15 protein-coding genes are annotated in these 16,222 nt (G+C 39.2%); 9 read left to right on the top strand and 6 right to left on the bottom strand.

Annotated elements, in window-relative coordinates:
- Positions 1-229 precede the first annotated feature (229 nt).
- From GVK91_RS09665 to GVK91_RS09635, 7 genes are all read left to right on the top strand, one after another.
- Entirely contained in the window at positions 230-1,072 is an 843-nt protein-coding gene (locus GVK91_RS09665; protein ID WP_159728223.1) for a hypothetical protein, read from the top strand.
- A gap of 333 nt (positions 1,073-1,405) precedes the next feature.
- Positions 1,406-1,636, top strand: a complete 231-nt coding sequence (locus GVK91_RS09660) for a hypothetical protein (protein WP_153846467.1) — start codon at positions 1,406-1,408, stop codon at positions 1,634-1,636.
- 32 nt (positions 1,637-1,668) lie between these two features.
- Positions 1,669-3,333, top strand: coding sequence for a hypothetical protein (locus GVK91_RS09655; protein ID WP_159728221.1), 1,665 nt, complete (start codon positions 1,669-1,671; stop codon positions 3,331-3,333).
- Between the two features lie 257 nt (positions 3,334-3,590).
- Positions 3,591-3,773, top strand: coding sequence for a hypothetical protein (locus GVK91_RS09650; protein ID WP_120336403.1), 183 nt, complete (start codon positions 3,591-3,593; stop codon positions 3,771-3,773).
- 103 nt (positions 3,774-3,876) lie between these two features.
- Positions 3,877-5,049 carry an AraC family transcriptional regulator gene (locus GVK91_RS09645; RefSeq protein WP_159728219.1) on the top strand — a complete coding sequence of 391 codons (1,173 nt, stop codon included), beginning with the start codon at positions 3,877-3,879 and terminating at the stop codon, positions 5,047-5,049.
- Between the two features lie 258 nt (positions 5,050-5,307).
- A complete protein-coding gene (locus tag GVK91_RS09640; protein WP_159728217.1) occupies positions 5,308-8,112 on the top strand; it encodes a TonB-dependent receptor in 2,805 nt (934 codons plus the stop codon).
- A gap of 9 nt (positions 8,113-8,121) precedes the next feature.
- Entirely contained in the window at positions 8,122-9,360 is a 1,239-nt protein-coding gene (locus tag GVK91_RS09635) for a Ca2+-dependent phosphoinositide-specific phospholipase C (RefSeq protein WP_200845577.1), read from the top strand.
- A 180-nt stretch (positions 9,361-9,540) separates the two neighbouring features.
- On the opposite strand, the gene GVK91_RS09630 is transcribed toward GVK91_RS09635, so the two are convergent.
- The 4 genes from GVK91_RS09630 to GVK91_RS09615 form a co-directional block, all read right to left on the bottom strand.
- Complete coding sequence (locus GVK91_RS09630) at positions 9,541-10,341, bottom strand: DUF1080 domain-containing protein (RefSeq protein WP_159728213.1); 801 nt, start codon at positions 10,339-10,341, stop codon at positions 9,541-9,543.
- A gap of 152 nt (positions 10,342-10,493) precedes the next feature.
- Positions 10,494-11,174 (bottom strand): hypothetical protein, encoded by a 681-nt coding sequence (locus GVK91_RS09625; protein ID WP_200845576.1) that lies wholly within the window; start codon positions 11,172-11,174, stop codon positions 10,494-10,496.
- A 122-nt stretch (positions 11,175-11,296) separates the two neighbouring features.
- Complete coding sequence (locus GVK91_RS09620) at positions 11,297-11,659, bottom strand: VOC family protein (protein ID WP_075993745.1); 363 nt, start codon at positions 11,657-11,659, stop codon at positions 11,297-11,299.
- 5 nt (positions 11,660-11,664) lie between these two features.
- Positions 11,665-11,868 (bottom strand): ArsR family transcriptional regulator, encoded by a 204-nt coding sequence (locus tag GVK91_RS09615; protein WP_159728211.1) that lies wholly within the window; start codon positions 11,866-11,868, stop codon positions 11,665-11,667.
- Between the two features lie 195 nt (positions 11,869-12,063).
- Between GVK91_RS09615 and GVK91_RS09610 the strand changes: the two genes are divergently transcribed.
- Positions 12,064-14,082, top strand: coding sequence for a site-specific recombinase (locus GVK91_RS09610; protein WP_159728209.1), 2,019 nt, complete (start codon positions 12,064-12,066; stop codon positions 14,080-14,082).
- Positions 14,083-14,182: 100 nt separating this feature from the next.
- Here GVK91_RS09610 and GVK91_RS09605 read toward each other — a convergent pair whose 3' ends face one another.
- Together GVK91_RS09605 and GVK91_RS09600 are read right to left on the bottom strand one after the other, a co-directional pair.
- Positions 14,183-14,446, bottom strand: coding sequence for a hypothetical protein (locus tag GVK91_RS09605; protein WP_159728207.1), 264 nt, complete (start codon positions 14,444-14,446; stop codon positions 14,183-14,185).
- Positions 14,447-14,507: 61 nt separating this feature from the next.
- Positions 14,508-15,416: a diacylglycerol kinase family protein gene (locus GVK91_RS09600; RefSeq protein WP_235032849.1), complete on the bottom strand. Its 909-nt coding sequence runs from the start codon at positions 15,414-15,416 to the stop codon at positions 14,508-14,510.
- A 51-nt stretch (positions 15,417-15,467) separates the two neighbouring features.
- Here GVK91_RS09600 and surE point away from each other — a divergent pair, with 51 nt between their 5' ends.
- Complete coding sequence (gene surE / locus GVK91_RS09595; protein WP_159728203.1) at positions 15,468-16,193, top strand: 5'/3'-nucleotidase SurE; 726 nt, start codon at positions 15,468-15,470, stop codon at positions 16,191-16,193.
- Positions 16,194-16,222 lie beyond the last annotated feature (29 nt).

The raw sequence follows: 16,222 nt of genomic DNA, 5'->3' as shown, positions 1-16,222 counted from the left end.
CGCCAATGAAAGGTGCCTACCGAAAAGTAACACGATACACATGCTCAATTTGTTGTTGTACACCATTTATCGGTCGTTTACATGGATCAAAAGCTGTTTATGCGAATCTTATTTGAAATCAAGAAACTTAATAATGAAAGGTCTTATCATGGTAAAGGGTTTATTTTTTAATCAAAAAATTTCTAGAGATATTACAAGGTCTGGATATATTCCAGTATATGCCATAAAGATGAAAAAAAAGCTCTTTTATTCGTTGGAAAGAACATATTTAGGTAAAGCATATGTTACGCCGTTATTGCATGTGACTTATCAATGGAGAACGAAAGGATTGTTAGGGAGCGGGACTAAGGATATTCAATTAAGTCAAAATGGACAGGGAACGGAAATTGTTGAAGTGTTGAACACAATTGAGAGAGATCTTAAACATCGACAATATCATAGTATATTTTGGGGAAGTATGAGTGTCATCCTATTTCTTATGATTCTTACGTTAAGTTTTTTCTTCAGAATAAAACATAAAGCGCAGACAGATGAATGTATAAAACTAAGAATGCGGAATGAAGATTTAGAAAACCGTCTGAATGGTGAACTCGACTATCAAAAAGATGATCGGATGAAATTGCTTTCTCAAATACAAGTACTACAATCACAGAATGAACAGATGCAAAAGGCAGCTCTATTTGATGCATTACAGATCGAACGTAAAAATAAACTACTTGATCATTTGAAGGTCGTACTTGTAGAAACAGAAGGCAATGAAAATGCGGGGGTATTTGAACGGATGATAAAAGATGAACTGCGATTTGATGAAGTGACGGGACAACCTATTCGCGAATTTCAAGCCATCAACCCTGATTTTTTTCTAAAACTAAGACTGTTGTCTGAAAACAAGATCACTGCACTCGAATTAAAGCATTGCGCATATATGTACCTCCAGCACAGTACACTTGATATTGCGACTGCATTTCATATTGAACCCAAAAGTGTTCGTGTGACGAAGTATCGAATAAAGCAAAAGTTGAAATTAGAAAAAGAGGTGGATCTCGAGGCCTATTTACAAAGTCTGGTTTAGACCGAGATGATACGCAGCCATCCATTTTTTAGAGTACATTTTTTATTGCTTTCCGCTAGAATCAATGTGTTGTTTGTTTGGGTTAATTTGTTTGATTTTTTGTTTCTTTATTTTTCCTTTGTTGTTTATTGGTCTGTTTTTTAGGGTTTTATTTTATTGTTTTGGACTTGGTTTGTGTCGAATCATATCGATTTTTGATGTTATTATCTGTTTGGTTGTTAGGTTTTTATGTTTTGTGTGGTCAAATTGTAGTCATGTTTGTGGTCAAAATGTAATCTTTGTTTTTAAATATTTTTCTTTTTCATATATAAGTTTGCGTAAATATTATTGGTAATGTTGTTTAGGTCATTTTTAGGCTTAATTCAATTAAGTATCGATGTAATTAAACCAAATTTTAAAAAAATGAAAAAAGAAAAGAAAATCTACGAAGCGCCTACTATGGAGGTGCAAACAATTGAGCTGGAACAAGGGATTGCTGCCGGTTCGGGCGGTACAGGAACTCCAAATCCTGGTGTTGGCGATTGGGGAGATGGTTCTGGAGGCGAAGGTAACGGCGATTTATAAACTAACATCTATTTATTTAAATTAACAATTTTATGAAAATATCACGTTTAAAGCGTTTAAGTTGGACCGTTACATCTATTGCCCTATTGTTGGGAAGTACGGTTACATTCTCTGGATGTTCTAAGGAAGATGGTCGTATTGATCAGACTGAAGAAGGAACAAAACTGGATGGAACGAAGCTGGTTCTCAAAGTATCGGGTATAGATGAGACGCAGCAGACAGCATCTGTCAAAGGTAAAGCTAGTACAAATTCGACCAGTTTGAATGGTCCAAAACTATTGGAGTTTCCAGAATTTGATGCATTGATTGAAATTGATAATAATGTTCCATTTAAGGCGGCCCAGTTTACCACTAAGGCTGCAGCAACATCTGCACATGGGGCACGTGCCGCCGCGATGGACAATGGCATTACTTATCGTTTATTCTTGTTTTCACAAGACGGCAGCCAACTGGTATCTTCTACGCAATTTACAACAGGGAGCCAAGGAGCAATTGATGTGACGCAGGGCCAAACCTACAAATGGGTAGCTTTATCTTACAATAATGGTGAAGATATCCCTAACATCAATACGGGCAATACAACGATTGCGCTTCCAGCTGGAAAAGATGTGTTGTATGCAACGGGTGAGGTTGCAGTGCCCACGGGAGGAGCAAATTTAAATGTTCCGATCAACATTTTATTTAAACATAAATTTGCCCGTTTGGCGGTAGAACTGAACTCGATGGGGATGTTCGCTAATATGACCGGCGCTAAGGTAGAGATCGCAGGAATAAAAACTGCCACAATTGATGTTGGTAACGGTACACTTTCTAACCTAATTTCTGCTGATCAAGAAATAGCCTTTTCAAGTTTTGCGGATATTGACCCATCTTACCAAGATGCAAAAATCGCTTATGTGTATACTGCAGACCCTGCAGCGGTATCTGGTGGGATAAAAGTAAATGTCTCAAATTTGGCATTGAAAATAGATGATAATTCAACGCGCCAATTCTCATCGACTCCAGCGAATTTTACTTTCAATATTACACCGGTATTAGGAAACAGCCATCGTCTATTGGTCAATTTGTTAGAATCACCTTTAACTGTGGACGGAGTAAGATGGGCGAGACAGAATATTTACTATCAGGCAGGGCATAATCCATATCGTTTTCACCATACCTATGCACATTCAAATGCCAGAAATACTTACTTTTCATTCAAAGGGCTAGTGCCCGATCGATTTGGCGTCAATAGTGATCCTTGTAACGAAGTTTATCCTAAAGGTATGTGGCGCCAAGCTAGTGAAAGCGATTTTCGGAAGCTGACCGGCTTTTTGGGAATCGGTGGTCAGAGTCCGACATACGGGACAAGTAACGGTAGAGGTTATTTTGAATATAACGCAAGTGGAACAGCAGCACCATATCCAAATAACAAACTTCACTTCAACTTCAATGGGGGTAGTACCTCTTTCGCTGTGGTGAATGGTCTTGTACAGATCAACCTGGGCAATTTCGGAACTCGTGCGGAAATCTGGACCGGTTCCTCGGGTATTAAAATTGGAGGACTACTTGGTTTGGGTGCGTGGTATTACCACGGTGAAAAAGGAATCTTCGGGAATAATAGTGCGGATCTGACAGCAAATCTACTCAACATATCTGTCATTGGCATAGACTTGATCGAGACACAGATGAAAAATGTGCGTTGTGTAAGAAATTAACATCGCGTTCTTATGATGATTAATGAGCTATTTAATTAGAATTTTGGATTTCGTTTAAATAGCGATAAAAGCGACCTGTTTTACAGGTTGCTTTTTATAATCATAGTGACCTGTTATGTTCCCATATCGTTAATTAAAAAAGCGAGATTGTGTTAGTTCTTTGTGTTTGAAATTTATGGAAACCTTGAAATTTCAATCTTCATTTGACTTTAACGCGATATGAGCTTTCTGAATAGCTAGTTATAAAAAACAATTTAATGAACGAAAATAATAAAGTTAGACCCCGATTCACAAAAGAAGTGAAGACGGATGTGATCAACGCAATTGTTAATGGCGAGTTGTGGCTTGAAGAAGCCATGGCGAAATATAATGTACAGGATAGGAGGACAGTCATCATCTGGCTAAGGAAATATTTGCGCGATAGGTGTAAACTTGCTTAATTCTTTATTATGTCAAATACTGAATAGGGAGTGGATAGCATATTTAACAATTTGATAATACCTGATTCTTAACTTTGCGAAACAGCTTAGTCAGATTAAGGACGTGAATTATATTATTATTGTAGGGGCCACCCAGGCTTTATTGGCATTGGGTGTTTTATTAAAGAATAAAAAAAATAATGGACAGCATGATAATATTCTTTCTTATTTATTGGCCTCCATATTTTTGCATTTGGCAATCAGTTTTGCTCTGAATGTTTTTTGGCCACATTCAAAAATCCACCAACAGTTTAATACATTTATTGCTTTAGCCTATCCAGGGTTACTATGGTGTTATATGCGCTATCTCGAACATCGCGGGAAACCCATTGATATTCTCCTGGCTATGCTTCCGTCGATATGTGCTTCAATTGGTTATTTTTGGATTGCTGCTTATGTAATTAACAATGCTGGGGAGCTACCACCATTTATAAAAAAATACAATTCAATGTCAGGTTATGCTTATACGGTATTATATATTGCTTATCCTGCAAAGATTTTGGCTCAGATAAAGTCGATATCGGTGTTCTGGAAATTGGAAAAAGGTATGGTTAGGTTAGCTGCGTTTTTGCTCTTACTAATAGGTCTTGCATTTCTTATCATCACGATTTTGACTCAGCTGTTCGATATTACTGCTTATTTTTCTTTTATCCATTTGTGGCTTCGCGTCTTTATCTATTCGATATTGGCGATTATCTGTATCTCGATTATTTATGTAAAAATAAGCTCTTTCCTCTATGTCCATGTTTATCAGCCGGAAAAACCTAAGGAACAGCTATCTGTCAATGAAGAGGAAGAACTGATCCTCGTCGAAAGTAAAAAACAGCACTCTTTTCCTGTGGAAGAAAATGAAAAGAATAGCAGCTTGGACTACGCCGGTATTTTGGCTAATGTAGAGTATTTGATGTCCAATCATAAAGTTTTTTTGGATCCCGATCTGACATTGGAAAGTCTGGCCGCAAAAGCGGATGTATCGCGCCATCACCTTTCAGAAACCTTAAATCAATACAAAGAAAAGTCTTTTTATCAGTATATCAATGAGTATAGGATTAAAGAGGTGGTGATGCTGATGGATAAGTGCAGAAAGAAAGGCGAAAGTATTAATATTCTCTCATTGGCATTTCAGGCCGGCTTCCATTCCAAATCTTCATTTAATCAATATTTTAAAAGAGTCCAAGGTTGCACTCCATCAGCCTACCTCAAGGACGCAGCGCATTTCAATCTACTCAAGGCCTAATGTAATGGCTTACTGCAGCATCTCCGAGTAACGTTATACTTTTCGCTATGAATTGGCAAAGGAGTATTTCTGCGTCGTTAGCCAGGTGCCAATTTATCGATAACCTAAGCTTAATACAAAATTAATTCTTGTAAATAGCATAAATACAGTTGTTTACGTGGTTTGTCGTAAGTGGTGGGTTCTTCTTTATCGAGGAAGACGATCGGTAGTTAATGAAATATCAATTTCGTGTCAAATAACAAAAATTGATTACATGATATGAAAAGAACGTTACTCTTTTTGATTGTGTTGATGCCTTTTTTTTTACAGGCACAACAGATTACGGGATTAGTTACTTCAACGACTGATGAAGTATTGCCCGGGGCAACAGTGCAAGTTGGAAAGCTGGCGGCACAAACCAATTTAGATGGTAGATTTACATTGATTTTAAAAGAAAAGGGACGTATTAAGCTTTCTATTTTCTATACCGGCTATCAGGTGTTCACACTTGATACAATAGTTTCCCATGAAGGGATTCATTTAGGGAACATTAAATTAGCGCCTTCCAACAATAGCCTCGGTGAAGTTTTTGTTGTTGGTTCTTCTGCGGGCTCTCAACTCAAAGCATTGAACATCAAGAAAGGGGCAAATGCTATTATGGAAGTGTTAGCGGCAGATGCCATTGGTAAACTGCCCGATCGGAATGCTGCCGAAGCTGTACAGCGTATTCAGGGGGTCTCAATTGAGCGGGATCAAGGGGAAGGACGCTATGTTTCTGTACGGGGGACACCAATCCAGTGGAGTGCTTCGTTGTTAAATGGAAATAGACTTCCTTCAGCTAGTCTTGATTATGCAGATAGGAGAATTCAGATGGATATCTTTCCCTCGGAAATGATTCAATATGTACAATTGTCAAAAGCTATTACTCCTGATATGGAAGGAGATGCTATTGGTGGATCCATCAATTTTATTACCAAGGCTGCCCCCCTTAAACGTACACTCAACATCAATGCTGCCGGTGGGTATAATGAACAATCTCAACGAGGCTCATATAATGGTTCTGTCCTTTTTGGAGATCGTGTTGCGAAGGGTAAATTAGGGTACATTCTTTCTGCAGTAATCTGGGACCGAACAGCTGCCCAGGATCGATACAATCTAAACTATGATTTTGGAAACAGCAATAAGACTCAAGCTTTTTCCATTACATATCTTCAACTGCGAGATTATATTGCCCACAGACGTACTGTTGGGTTTAATGGAGGGCTGGAATATGCCTTCAACGAGAAACATAAAATTATGGTCAAGGGCTTGTATAGTGAATATCTAGATGCTCAACGCGTACGGGAAAACTACTTCTATTTTAATACCAAGACAGCAACAATTACAACAAGGACGGCAGATTATCATACAAATCTGTATTCCGGAGAGCTGAGCGGACAGTCCGTTTTTTCAGAAAAATTAGGCTTGGACTGGGCAATTAGCATGGATCAATCTTCATTCAAATTTAAGAATCCAGATTATTACCCGATGGCTACTTTCTCCCAGAAAGTTTCCTACGAAGACATGGCTACAGATGGAAAGAAATACTTGGCGATGGATTCACCTGATGGAGTAGGGGATAATATTGATCGGATCCTACCACATCTTTCACCATCCTCTCCAATTAGTGCCGAGGCTATGAAGTTGACACAAGTCGTCAATATTAGGAGTAAAAACAAGGAGAGCAACAAACGTGCTGGCGTCAATTTAAAATATACGCCGAACAATTCATTGGCTGTTAAATTTGGCGGCAAATATATTCACAAAGACAAGAAAGTAGAAAACCCGTATAGTATTTATGTAGCCGGTGTTTCAGGACCTGCCCCGACCTTAGCTAGTTTAGGGACTGAACCTTATCCGTATCGTGGGGGTTTTTTGACCGAAATAGGATCACCTTATGACAATGAACTCATTGACCAGATTTCTATGGAATCCGTAAAGCAGCTTGCTTCACCAGCAGGAATTGCTGGTAACAAGTTGTATCCCTTCCGAGTCGATTCCGCTACAAATGCCTCTGGAGCGGCCAACTATTACAGTGGAAGGGAAAATGTCTACGCTATTTATGGCTCCGCGGAGTACAAACTGACTGAGCAGTTTACCCTTATTGCTGGTATACGGAACGAATATAACAAAGTCACTTTTTCGGGGAACAAAGTATCTACGCTTGCCGATAAATCTACTCATGTCGAAGCTATCAATCAGGACAATAGCTATAATGCCTTTCTGCCTATGTTGCATGTGAAGATCAATGCGACAAAAAACGATATTATTAGACTTGCATTTACGCGAAGTTTTGCGCGCCCCGATTTTGGGAATCTCAATCCAGGTACAGTTCAGGATGATATCAACCGTGTGATCACACGCGGAAATCCTAATTTGAAACCCACTTTTGCCAGCAACTTTGATCTGATGGTTGAGCATTATTTCGGTGGAATAGGGATGGTCTCAGCAGGCGCATTTTATAAAAAGCTTTCCAACCTGATTTATTCCAATCAGTCTACACAAAATATCAATGGCATCATGTTCAATGTCAACGAACCGGATAACCTCCAAAATGCTTGGCTCGCAGGCTTCGAAGCCGGCATATCAAAGAGGTTTACCGATTTGCCCGGAATATGGAAGGGATTTGGAATCGATGCAAATTATACGTTTACAGATTCAAAGGCTACAGTTCCGCGCTTCGACAATGGAAAATTAATAGAAGATAAAAGTGTGATTCCTAAACAGGCCAAGCATCTTTTCAACGTTTCTCTAATCTATGAAAATAGCAAATTTATGGCTCGTATTGCAGGGAATTATAAAGGGAAATACCTTGATGCTATTCGGCAAATAGCTGGACCTGAGCATTATCGATGGTATTCGAGTAATTTTTCGGTAGACTTTTCTTCTTCTTACGCTATTAACGCCAAGTTTAGGCTATTTGCCGAACTAAACAATATTACTGGTGCCCCAGTACGCTATTACCATGGTGTATACGATCGTGCTGAGCAGGCTGAATGGTATTCAGTCCGCGGTCAAATTGGTATCAGTGCAAAACTTTTTTAAATGACAACAATGATGAAATTGAAACAAATCACTTTAATCGCAATGTCCCTGCTTGTAGTGGGCATTGGAACAAGCTTTGGCCAACAAACCGAACTGGCAGAACTGGATCAACTAAAGATCAATCAGATTCAAGTCCTTGGGACACACAATAGTTACGCCAGACCCGTGGATCCACGTCTTTCGGCTTATGCAGACCCTATTTTTTCAAAGATGATGGAGAAGATGTCAACGTTATTCCCTCCAGATAAACTTAATTCCTTTAAGGAGTTTCACCCCAATGCGATGTCTATGAGTGAAGGATTAAAATACGACCATCCGCCTTTTGATGTGCAATTAGATAGTGGAATCCGTAGTTTAGAAATGGATGTATATTATGACCCTACTGGACATCGCTTTGATAAACCTGCAGGCTATGAACTCCTAAATAAAATGGGAGTTTCGGATCTCGCTCCATATCAAAAAGAGGATTTGGAAAAACCTGGTTTCAAGATGCTTCATATTGCTGATTTTGATTTTCGATCACATTATGCAACATTCCGTGCAGGTCTTGTAGCGCTGCGAGAATGGTCCGAACAGCATCCCCAACATCTCCCTATATTTATTATGGTCGAGGCCAAAGACAAGGGGATCCCGATTTTTCCTAATGGTGCTGAAGTACTTCCATTTGATGATAAAGCTTTTGACCAGCTGGATGCCGAAGTTGTTGCGGTATTGGGAAGAGAAAAGCTCATTACACCTGACGATGTACGTGGAAATTACAGTACTTTACGTGAAGCAATACGTTCTGGTCATTGGCCCACGGTTAAGGCTTCTCGAGGGAAATTTGTCTTCCTGCTGCTGCCAGCAACAGCAGGAATGAACCTTGAATCTGCCTATGTTAAAGATAAACCTAATCTTGAGAAGCGTATCATGTTTGTCCAGTCGGAACCCAATGATAGTTTTGCTTCTTTTATACTATTGGACAATGCTTTGGTTCGTCAGGAAGAAATCCAACGTCTGGTGAGGGAGGGGTATATCGTACGTAGTAGGTCTGATATTGAAACCTATGAAGCAAAAATAAATGATTACAGTAGGGCTAATGCTGCTTTCAGTAGTGGAGCTCAGATCATTTCCACAGATTTTTTTAGACCTGGAAATGGTTATAATACTTCTTATTATGTAAGGCTGCCCAATAGTAAGGTGGCCCGCCGGAATCCTGTAAATAGCATGATGAAAAAATCTAAGGACATGGTATCTACAAAACGTTAGGTCTATTGGTCGCTATTGCAAATACACTTGAATAAATTGAACAAGTAAGGTCACTCTCAGAAGTTTTTCGAATGATCTTACTTGTTCATACAGGATTTTTCAGAAATTGAAATAATCTGAACGGTTGTTTTTCTCTTAAAAAACTCCATTTTTGAACCTTTTTCCTTGCCTTAACCTCTTTTACTTCTTTGGTTTAGGTAGTTCCTTAATCCATATATTCTTAAAATCTACGGGTTGACTTTCACTCTGTAATGCGATAAATCCACTGCTGAGCAACTTACCATCGATCTTAATTTTTGGGTCATACCCATTGGCTGTTCCACCTCCAATCTGAGGTCTTGAATATTCTAGTACGGTATCTCCGTTAATGATATGTTTGATTATCGAATCTCCTAATACAATCAATTCCCCTTTAACCCATTGATCACCATCATAGGTCTTCGAAGTAGAATTTAAACAATGTGAGGAAGCTATTTTGCCCTGATAGACCACATTGGTTCCAGGAGAACACATATTGCCTGTTGGGCGGGGCTGACCATCGCTCAGTCCTCCCAAAAGTTGCATTTCGACAGAAATGGGCCAATCCTGTTCTTTCAACATTGTTCTGGGGTCCTGCGAATGAAACATAACGCCGCTATTACGAAGTGTATAGGAGGGGGCACCTTTATGGAGCTCGCCTACAAATCGATATTCAAATTTTAAATGATAATAAGAAAAGGGTATTTTATAATATAAATGGCCAAATTGATCATTAAAATCATCATACTGATCATATCTGACCTTAATCATTCCATCTTCAACTCTAAAAGTATTTCCGTAGTTCACACCAACATCATGATGATGAATTTTGACAAACCAATCATTGATGTCCTTTCCGTCAAACAAGGATTTCCAGCCATTATTATCGCCCTGACCTTTCATTCCTGCGCATCCTGTAAAAATAAGACCGATAGCTACTATTGAATAGATAATTCTTCGCATTGAAGTGATATTTGGTTTAAAATTGGATAGCAAGATACGATATATTCCATTAAACTTTACAGTCTAAGAAATATCGTGGACAGCCGTAGCTCATTGCCGTTAAGCGCTGGCTAGATCATAATAAGACAATTTAAACGACGAATCAGTATATATTAAGCAAGTTTCGCTTCTCTTGTTAATTTACTTTTGTCAAGGTATAGTTCATTACTGAACAGGTCTGTCAATACTTTTTCAATCTCGATTTTATTGCATGTGGTAGGGTTTCGTCTCGATTTTAAATAATTTTCCGTTGTCATTTTTTTTGCCAGTTGTCCTACCGTCTGCAAGTCAAGCACCTTACCGGTTTTGTGTGCAATCCAAAGCGAAGTGTGCGAAAACATAAGGCCTGTGAGTCCAATTGGCCAATTAAAGTAAATACCAGCTAAGGAAGTAACATAAAAAATCGCGAGTATTAGGGTCAGCCAGAAGGGAGGGCGTAGGATATCAAGTTTAAAGCCTAAATGTCTTTCGAGTTTTTTTACTCTTAACCGCCGACCATGTTTTGGGAAAATGTCCGTAAGTACAGTGTTTACCGTGATCGTTTTAGAATCGATTTGAGCTGTCGAAGCTATTGCTTCACGTAGCTTATAAAAAGCCTGTTGATTTGTACAGTCGCTTGAATGATCAAGTTGGATCTTATTTGTGATATGATCGCAGAGCTCACCAAACGTTGAGATATGCATAAGTTCTGTGCCCCTAAACTTAATGTCAAATGATTTTTCGACTTTAACGAGTACATCGCCAATATCGTCTGGGTCTATATTTTGAAGTTCACAGTCTGTCATCGCATTCATAGTATGAATTCGTTAAGTTATACGAATATACTTAAATGTTCATTTGCATAGTCATGGTATCTGCCTGAAAAAAATAAAACCCTGTTTATGAATATAAAACGTTCAGTTGGAATGTCTACTCATTAAACTTTATTTGATTTGGAATAATCTGTTATTCCAAGTTTGTTTCCGAATGGATCATTAAATTCAACCGCTAAACCCGTCATGATCTCAAATGGCTCGCTTAGAAATACGACTCCCTTTTCCTTTAAATATTCACATGTAGTTTTCACATCGTCAACAGTAAACCAAATAGTCGGTTTGGTATGTTGTACTGTACTAAGAATGATTGCAGGTTCATTTTTGCCTATTTTGAACGCAATCATTCCCTTATCCGAAAAGTCGAATTTAGTTTCAAGACCAAGTTGATTTCCATAAAATTCCTTGGCGCTCTCCAGGTCCTGTGCTGGTAGAAAGAAATTGTCGTAATCTAAGAGTAAGTTCATGATGGTTACGCTTTAATTTGTGATAAGTCAATGCCGAATGCTGTCAATTGGGATTCTCCAAGTTCAGTAATATAGAGGTGTCTATCGCTGGGATCTGTTTTTGCTAGCCAACCTTTTGTTATTAACACCTCCAATAAGAGCTGGCCGAGTTTTCCGCCGATATGTTCGTAACATAATTTTGCGGACTTCACTTTATCGTAGTTTTTCATTTTCGTCTGTTATGTTGGGCTTAATTTTTGATTTATAGTTTCTTAGCTATAAAATTATGAAAATGCAAAGGGAAGCAAAATGATCAAAATCATCTATTCAAGTGGCTATTTGACACAATGTGGCGTGTTATTCTTTTAGATTAAAAAAACAAAATGTACCTAAATTTGGTATCTAAAACAGGGATTTTATAATTTATGAAAAAAGAACAGGATAAAGAGCAGCAGGTAAGCAGTTTGTTTATACGATATAAAACTCAATTACAAGACTCTGCTTATGTAAGCGTCGATTTTTTGGTTCTACTAGTGGATATGATTCGTCCCAAGCATACCAATCTGCTTTATCAGATCGATATTCAATTTTTACTGGACTATCTCCATGCCGCACCCGAGGAGCTGGAATGCTTTCAGTTTTATTTAAAAAGAGTTCTGGCTAGTAAAGATTTTGATCAGTTGATTTCAGATACAGGAATTATCAGCTATGCGGATTTTTTTTATGAACTTAAAAAAAGGATCACCGAGCGATACTTGCCTTTTCAGCCACCCAAGTCTACTTTGCAATATATATTAAATCAGGTTTTTTACAAACCTCGTGATGCTGATTGGATTGCTACGGTTTCGCAAGAGCAGGTCGATGAACTGTTTCGTTTGTGTAGATTCGAAACAATTTATGATGACGAAACTGGTTTTGGAATGATCGAAATATTGTATGGATTGGAACTGTTGGTTCAACGTATTACGGGGCGTGCAATGGAAACGGATGTAAACAAGATGGTACCTGAGTTTCAAAATTTTGATAGTCCATTTATAGCCATTATGCGGGAATTCACCGAATTGAATGATCGTATTTTGCAATCGGATAATAAGTTTATCTCCTCGGATGATCTGTCTTATAAACAAATTTTGGTACTTCATAAGCAATGTGAATCGTATATTGAAACTGCCTTCGATAATTCACATCGTTTCGGAATTTCCATAAAGGTTAATCAATCACTTTTGCGCATGCGGCAACAACTTGAAAGGATCCGAGAAATCTTGCTTTTTTTAGTGATTGATAATCCGGAAGAAAAAAAGGAAAAGACGATTGCACTGGCAGTGACCCTTATTGGATACAATTCCCGAAAAAGCAATATTCGCAAATTGGTAGGGCAGAGTACACAGCTTTTAGCGTACGAGATTACTCATCATACTGCACAGACTGGGGAGCATTATATTACATCAAGTCGGCAGGAATATTGGAAAATGTTCCGTTCTGCCTGCGGTGGCGGCCTCATTGTGGGCGTAATGTGCATCGTTAAATTATTATTAGGTAAGGTACACAGCAGTGAGTTTGGTCATGCATTTTTATATAGCCTGAATTATGCTGTTGGCTTTACGTTAATTTATCTCTTTGGGGCTACCTTAGCCACCAAACAACCTGCAATGACAGCTTCCGCATTGGTCAACGCAATTGAGCAGGGGATTGCCGAACAGGGGACCAACAAGCATCGGTATTGGATATTTGCTGAATTATTTGCACGATTATTTCGGTCTCAGTTTATTGCTTTTGTTGGTAATGTTTTGATGGCTTTTCCCATGAGTCTTTTTCTTGTTTGGGCGATTCAACAATTGTTTCAGGTCAATATTGCGAGTGCCAAGTGGTTGCATCTGGTCAATGACCTCAATCCGATAAAGACGCCCTTGGTCTTGCATGCCTCTATTGCAGGTGTTTTTTTATTTCTTTCTGGAATTATTGCCGGCAGTATTTCAAATCGGGACAAGCATAACTCGGTATATTATCGTATTCAGGAACACCCCATGTTGAAAAAGATATTTGGACAAGCAAAAACAAACAAGATAGCTTCGTTTTATGAAAAAAAATGGGCAGGAATCGTGTCTAACGTGTGGTTCGGGATCTTTATGGGTTCAACAGCTTCCATCGGACTTTTTTTAGGTTTAAATCTTGATATTAGGCATATTACATTTGCTAGTGGAAATTTGGCCCTGGGCTTATTCGGTCATGGGATGGAGCTCTCTACCGACATATGGATTTGGGGCATTTTAGGGATTGGAGTTATAGGGTTCTTTAATTTTATGGTCAGCTTTTCGCTATCCTTGATGTTAGCCTTCCGGTCGCGAAATTTATCGTCGAAAGAATTGATTAAAATGGGAAAGGCTGTTTGGATCTATTTTAAAATAAATCCAAAACTGTTTTTCTTCCCACCTCGAAAAGGTTAAGGGACTTAATATTATGGTTGCCCGCGATGTTTCGATGCCGAGAGGTATATGCCCCCACGGAAACGCCCCACGTAAAGATATAGGGTCATTTTGCTATGATCTAAACATTGATGTCACCAGAAAGGTCGGGTTTATCTTTGTCATCTTTTTCTTTCTGTTCGGCCTGTGCTTCCTCCTTGTTATGGGTGCGATCGTCTTTGAGACCAGATAGATTGGTGTTAGGGCCCTCTTCTTCTTTAGAGGCCTCCTCTTCCTGTGACTCGGACAAGTCTGGGCTTGGCTCACGTGGATCTGGATTTGGGATAGCAGTCATGAGAAGGAGCACCATGCCTAGTTTATGGTTTATGTTTTTTGATCCGTTCATTTTAACTCGTTTTTTAAAAGAGAACATTTTTCGAACCATTATCGTTGGCTGAAATCGTATCTTATTTATTGCCTGTGATAATTTCAACTATACCTTCCAGCAAGGTAAGCTTCAATTGTTGGCCGAAGTAACTCTTGCGCTCATCATCGATGTGTATTTCTTTGCCTTCCCATTCCATCGCCAATCGACTAGCCCGGATAGGTATTATTTTAAATTCGACGTCGGTTCCATTCAATAGTCCATCGATATAGCTTATAAGTTCCTGACGTTGATCGACAGTGACAATGATGATATCAAACTGTCCATCTCCAGGATCAGCATCAGCAGCAAGCACTAGCCTCGGTCCGATGCTTGGTATATTCATGATCTCAACTAGTATGCACTCTTTTTCATAGTTATTTCCAGCCACTGTAAGTCTCAGTGTGGTAGCGGGGAATGTTTCCACCAGCTTGCGGAGCTGTCTTAGTGCGGTTTTGATTTCATCTTCTGCACTAAGATCTTCCGTGTTTTTTTTATCCATTTTTTTCATTAGTATAGGAAATACCCCAAAACCGATAGATTCAATAAAATATAGGGGCTTTCTTTCTAATCCTGTGACCATCCCTACATCGAATTTTTTAAGTAGAGCGTTTCTCCATAGACCAATAGCTTTTTCACAGTCTAGAGGAATACCAAGAGAAATAGCAATATTGTTTGCCGTGCCTTGTGGTAATATGGCGATCGGCCTCTTAAATCTTAGCTTTTTTTCCAATAGACCCATAACGGTCATTCTTATGGTACCATCACCGCCGGCCAAGGCGATGATATCTGTCTGTGGGTCGATCTTTTTGACAGCATCTTTTTTTGTTACTACAGTGCAATTGTGGCCAAGATCTTCAATCAATTGACATAGTTCGTCTTTGTCTCCATTCGAGTCATCCCCAGCGGCAGGATTGTGTACTAACCTTATGTTTTTGCCATGTTCTTTCATAACAGCAGAACAAAGCATGCTTGAGATTGGTTTTCATAGAAAAGGACAGCTATGAATATACTTATCACCAATGACGATGGTATCTATTCACCAGGGATTGCGGCACTGGCACAGATGGCGAAAGAGTTTGGGACGGTTAAGATTGTTGCACCCGATGTTGAGCAGTCGTCAATGGGGCATGCTATTACGCATTCTCGGCCCCTAAGCTATCGGCATGCGCCTGTTACTTTTGAGGATATTGATGCCTATAGGGTCAATGGCACACCGGCAGACTGTGTGGCCTTGGGTTTACATATGTTTCCAGATACGCAGGTTGTGCTTTCAGGTATTAATATGGGCCCAAACTTAGGCAATTCAATGTGGCACTCAGGAACATTGGCTGCAGCAAAGCAAGCCACATTGCTCGGGGTTACTGGTATAGCATTGAGTACACCTGTTGGAAAGACAGAACCTGATTTTGAAGGGCTATCTCGGTGGACAATCGAGGTACTCAAGATATTACTGAAAAATAAAGGGCCTGCTCTTTATAATGTGAATTTTCCACCCAAACCCGAAGGGCTTTCCTGGACAAGACAATCAGTACGTTTATATGATGGCAGTGTGGTTCCTGGACAGGATCCCATGGGAAGGAAAAACTATTGGATCACAGTGGTGCCATTAGAACCAGCTGAAAAGGGGACTGATCGCTGGGCAGTAGAACACAATTTAGTGTCGATTACGCCTTTACGTCTTGACCTAACTGCACATGATGAACTTGCGGCCAGACAGACTAGCTAACATAAATAATAGGAAGTAATAAAAGAACA

It is taken from the genome of Sphingobacterium sp. 18053 (assembly GCF_902706145.1).
Classification (GTDB): domain Bacteria; phylum Bacteroidota; class Bacteroidia; order Sphingobacteriales; family Sphingobacteriaceae; genus Sphingobacterium; species Sphingobacterium paramultivorum.
This window is presented reverse-complemented; position numbering and strand designations above follow the sequence as displayed.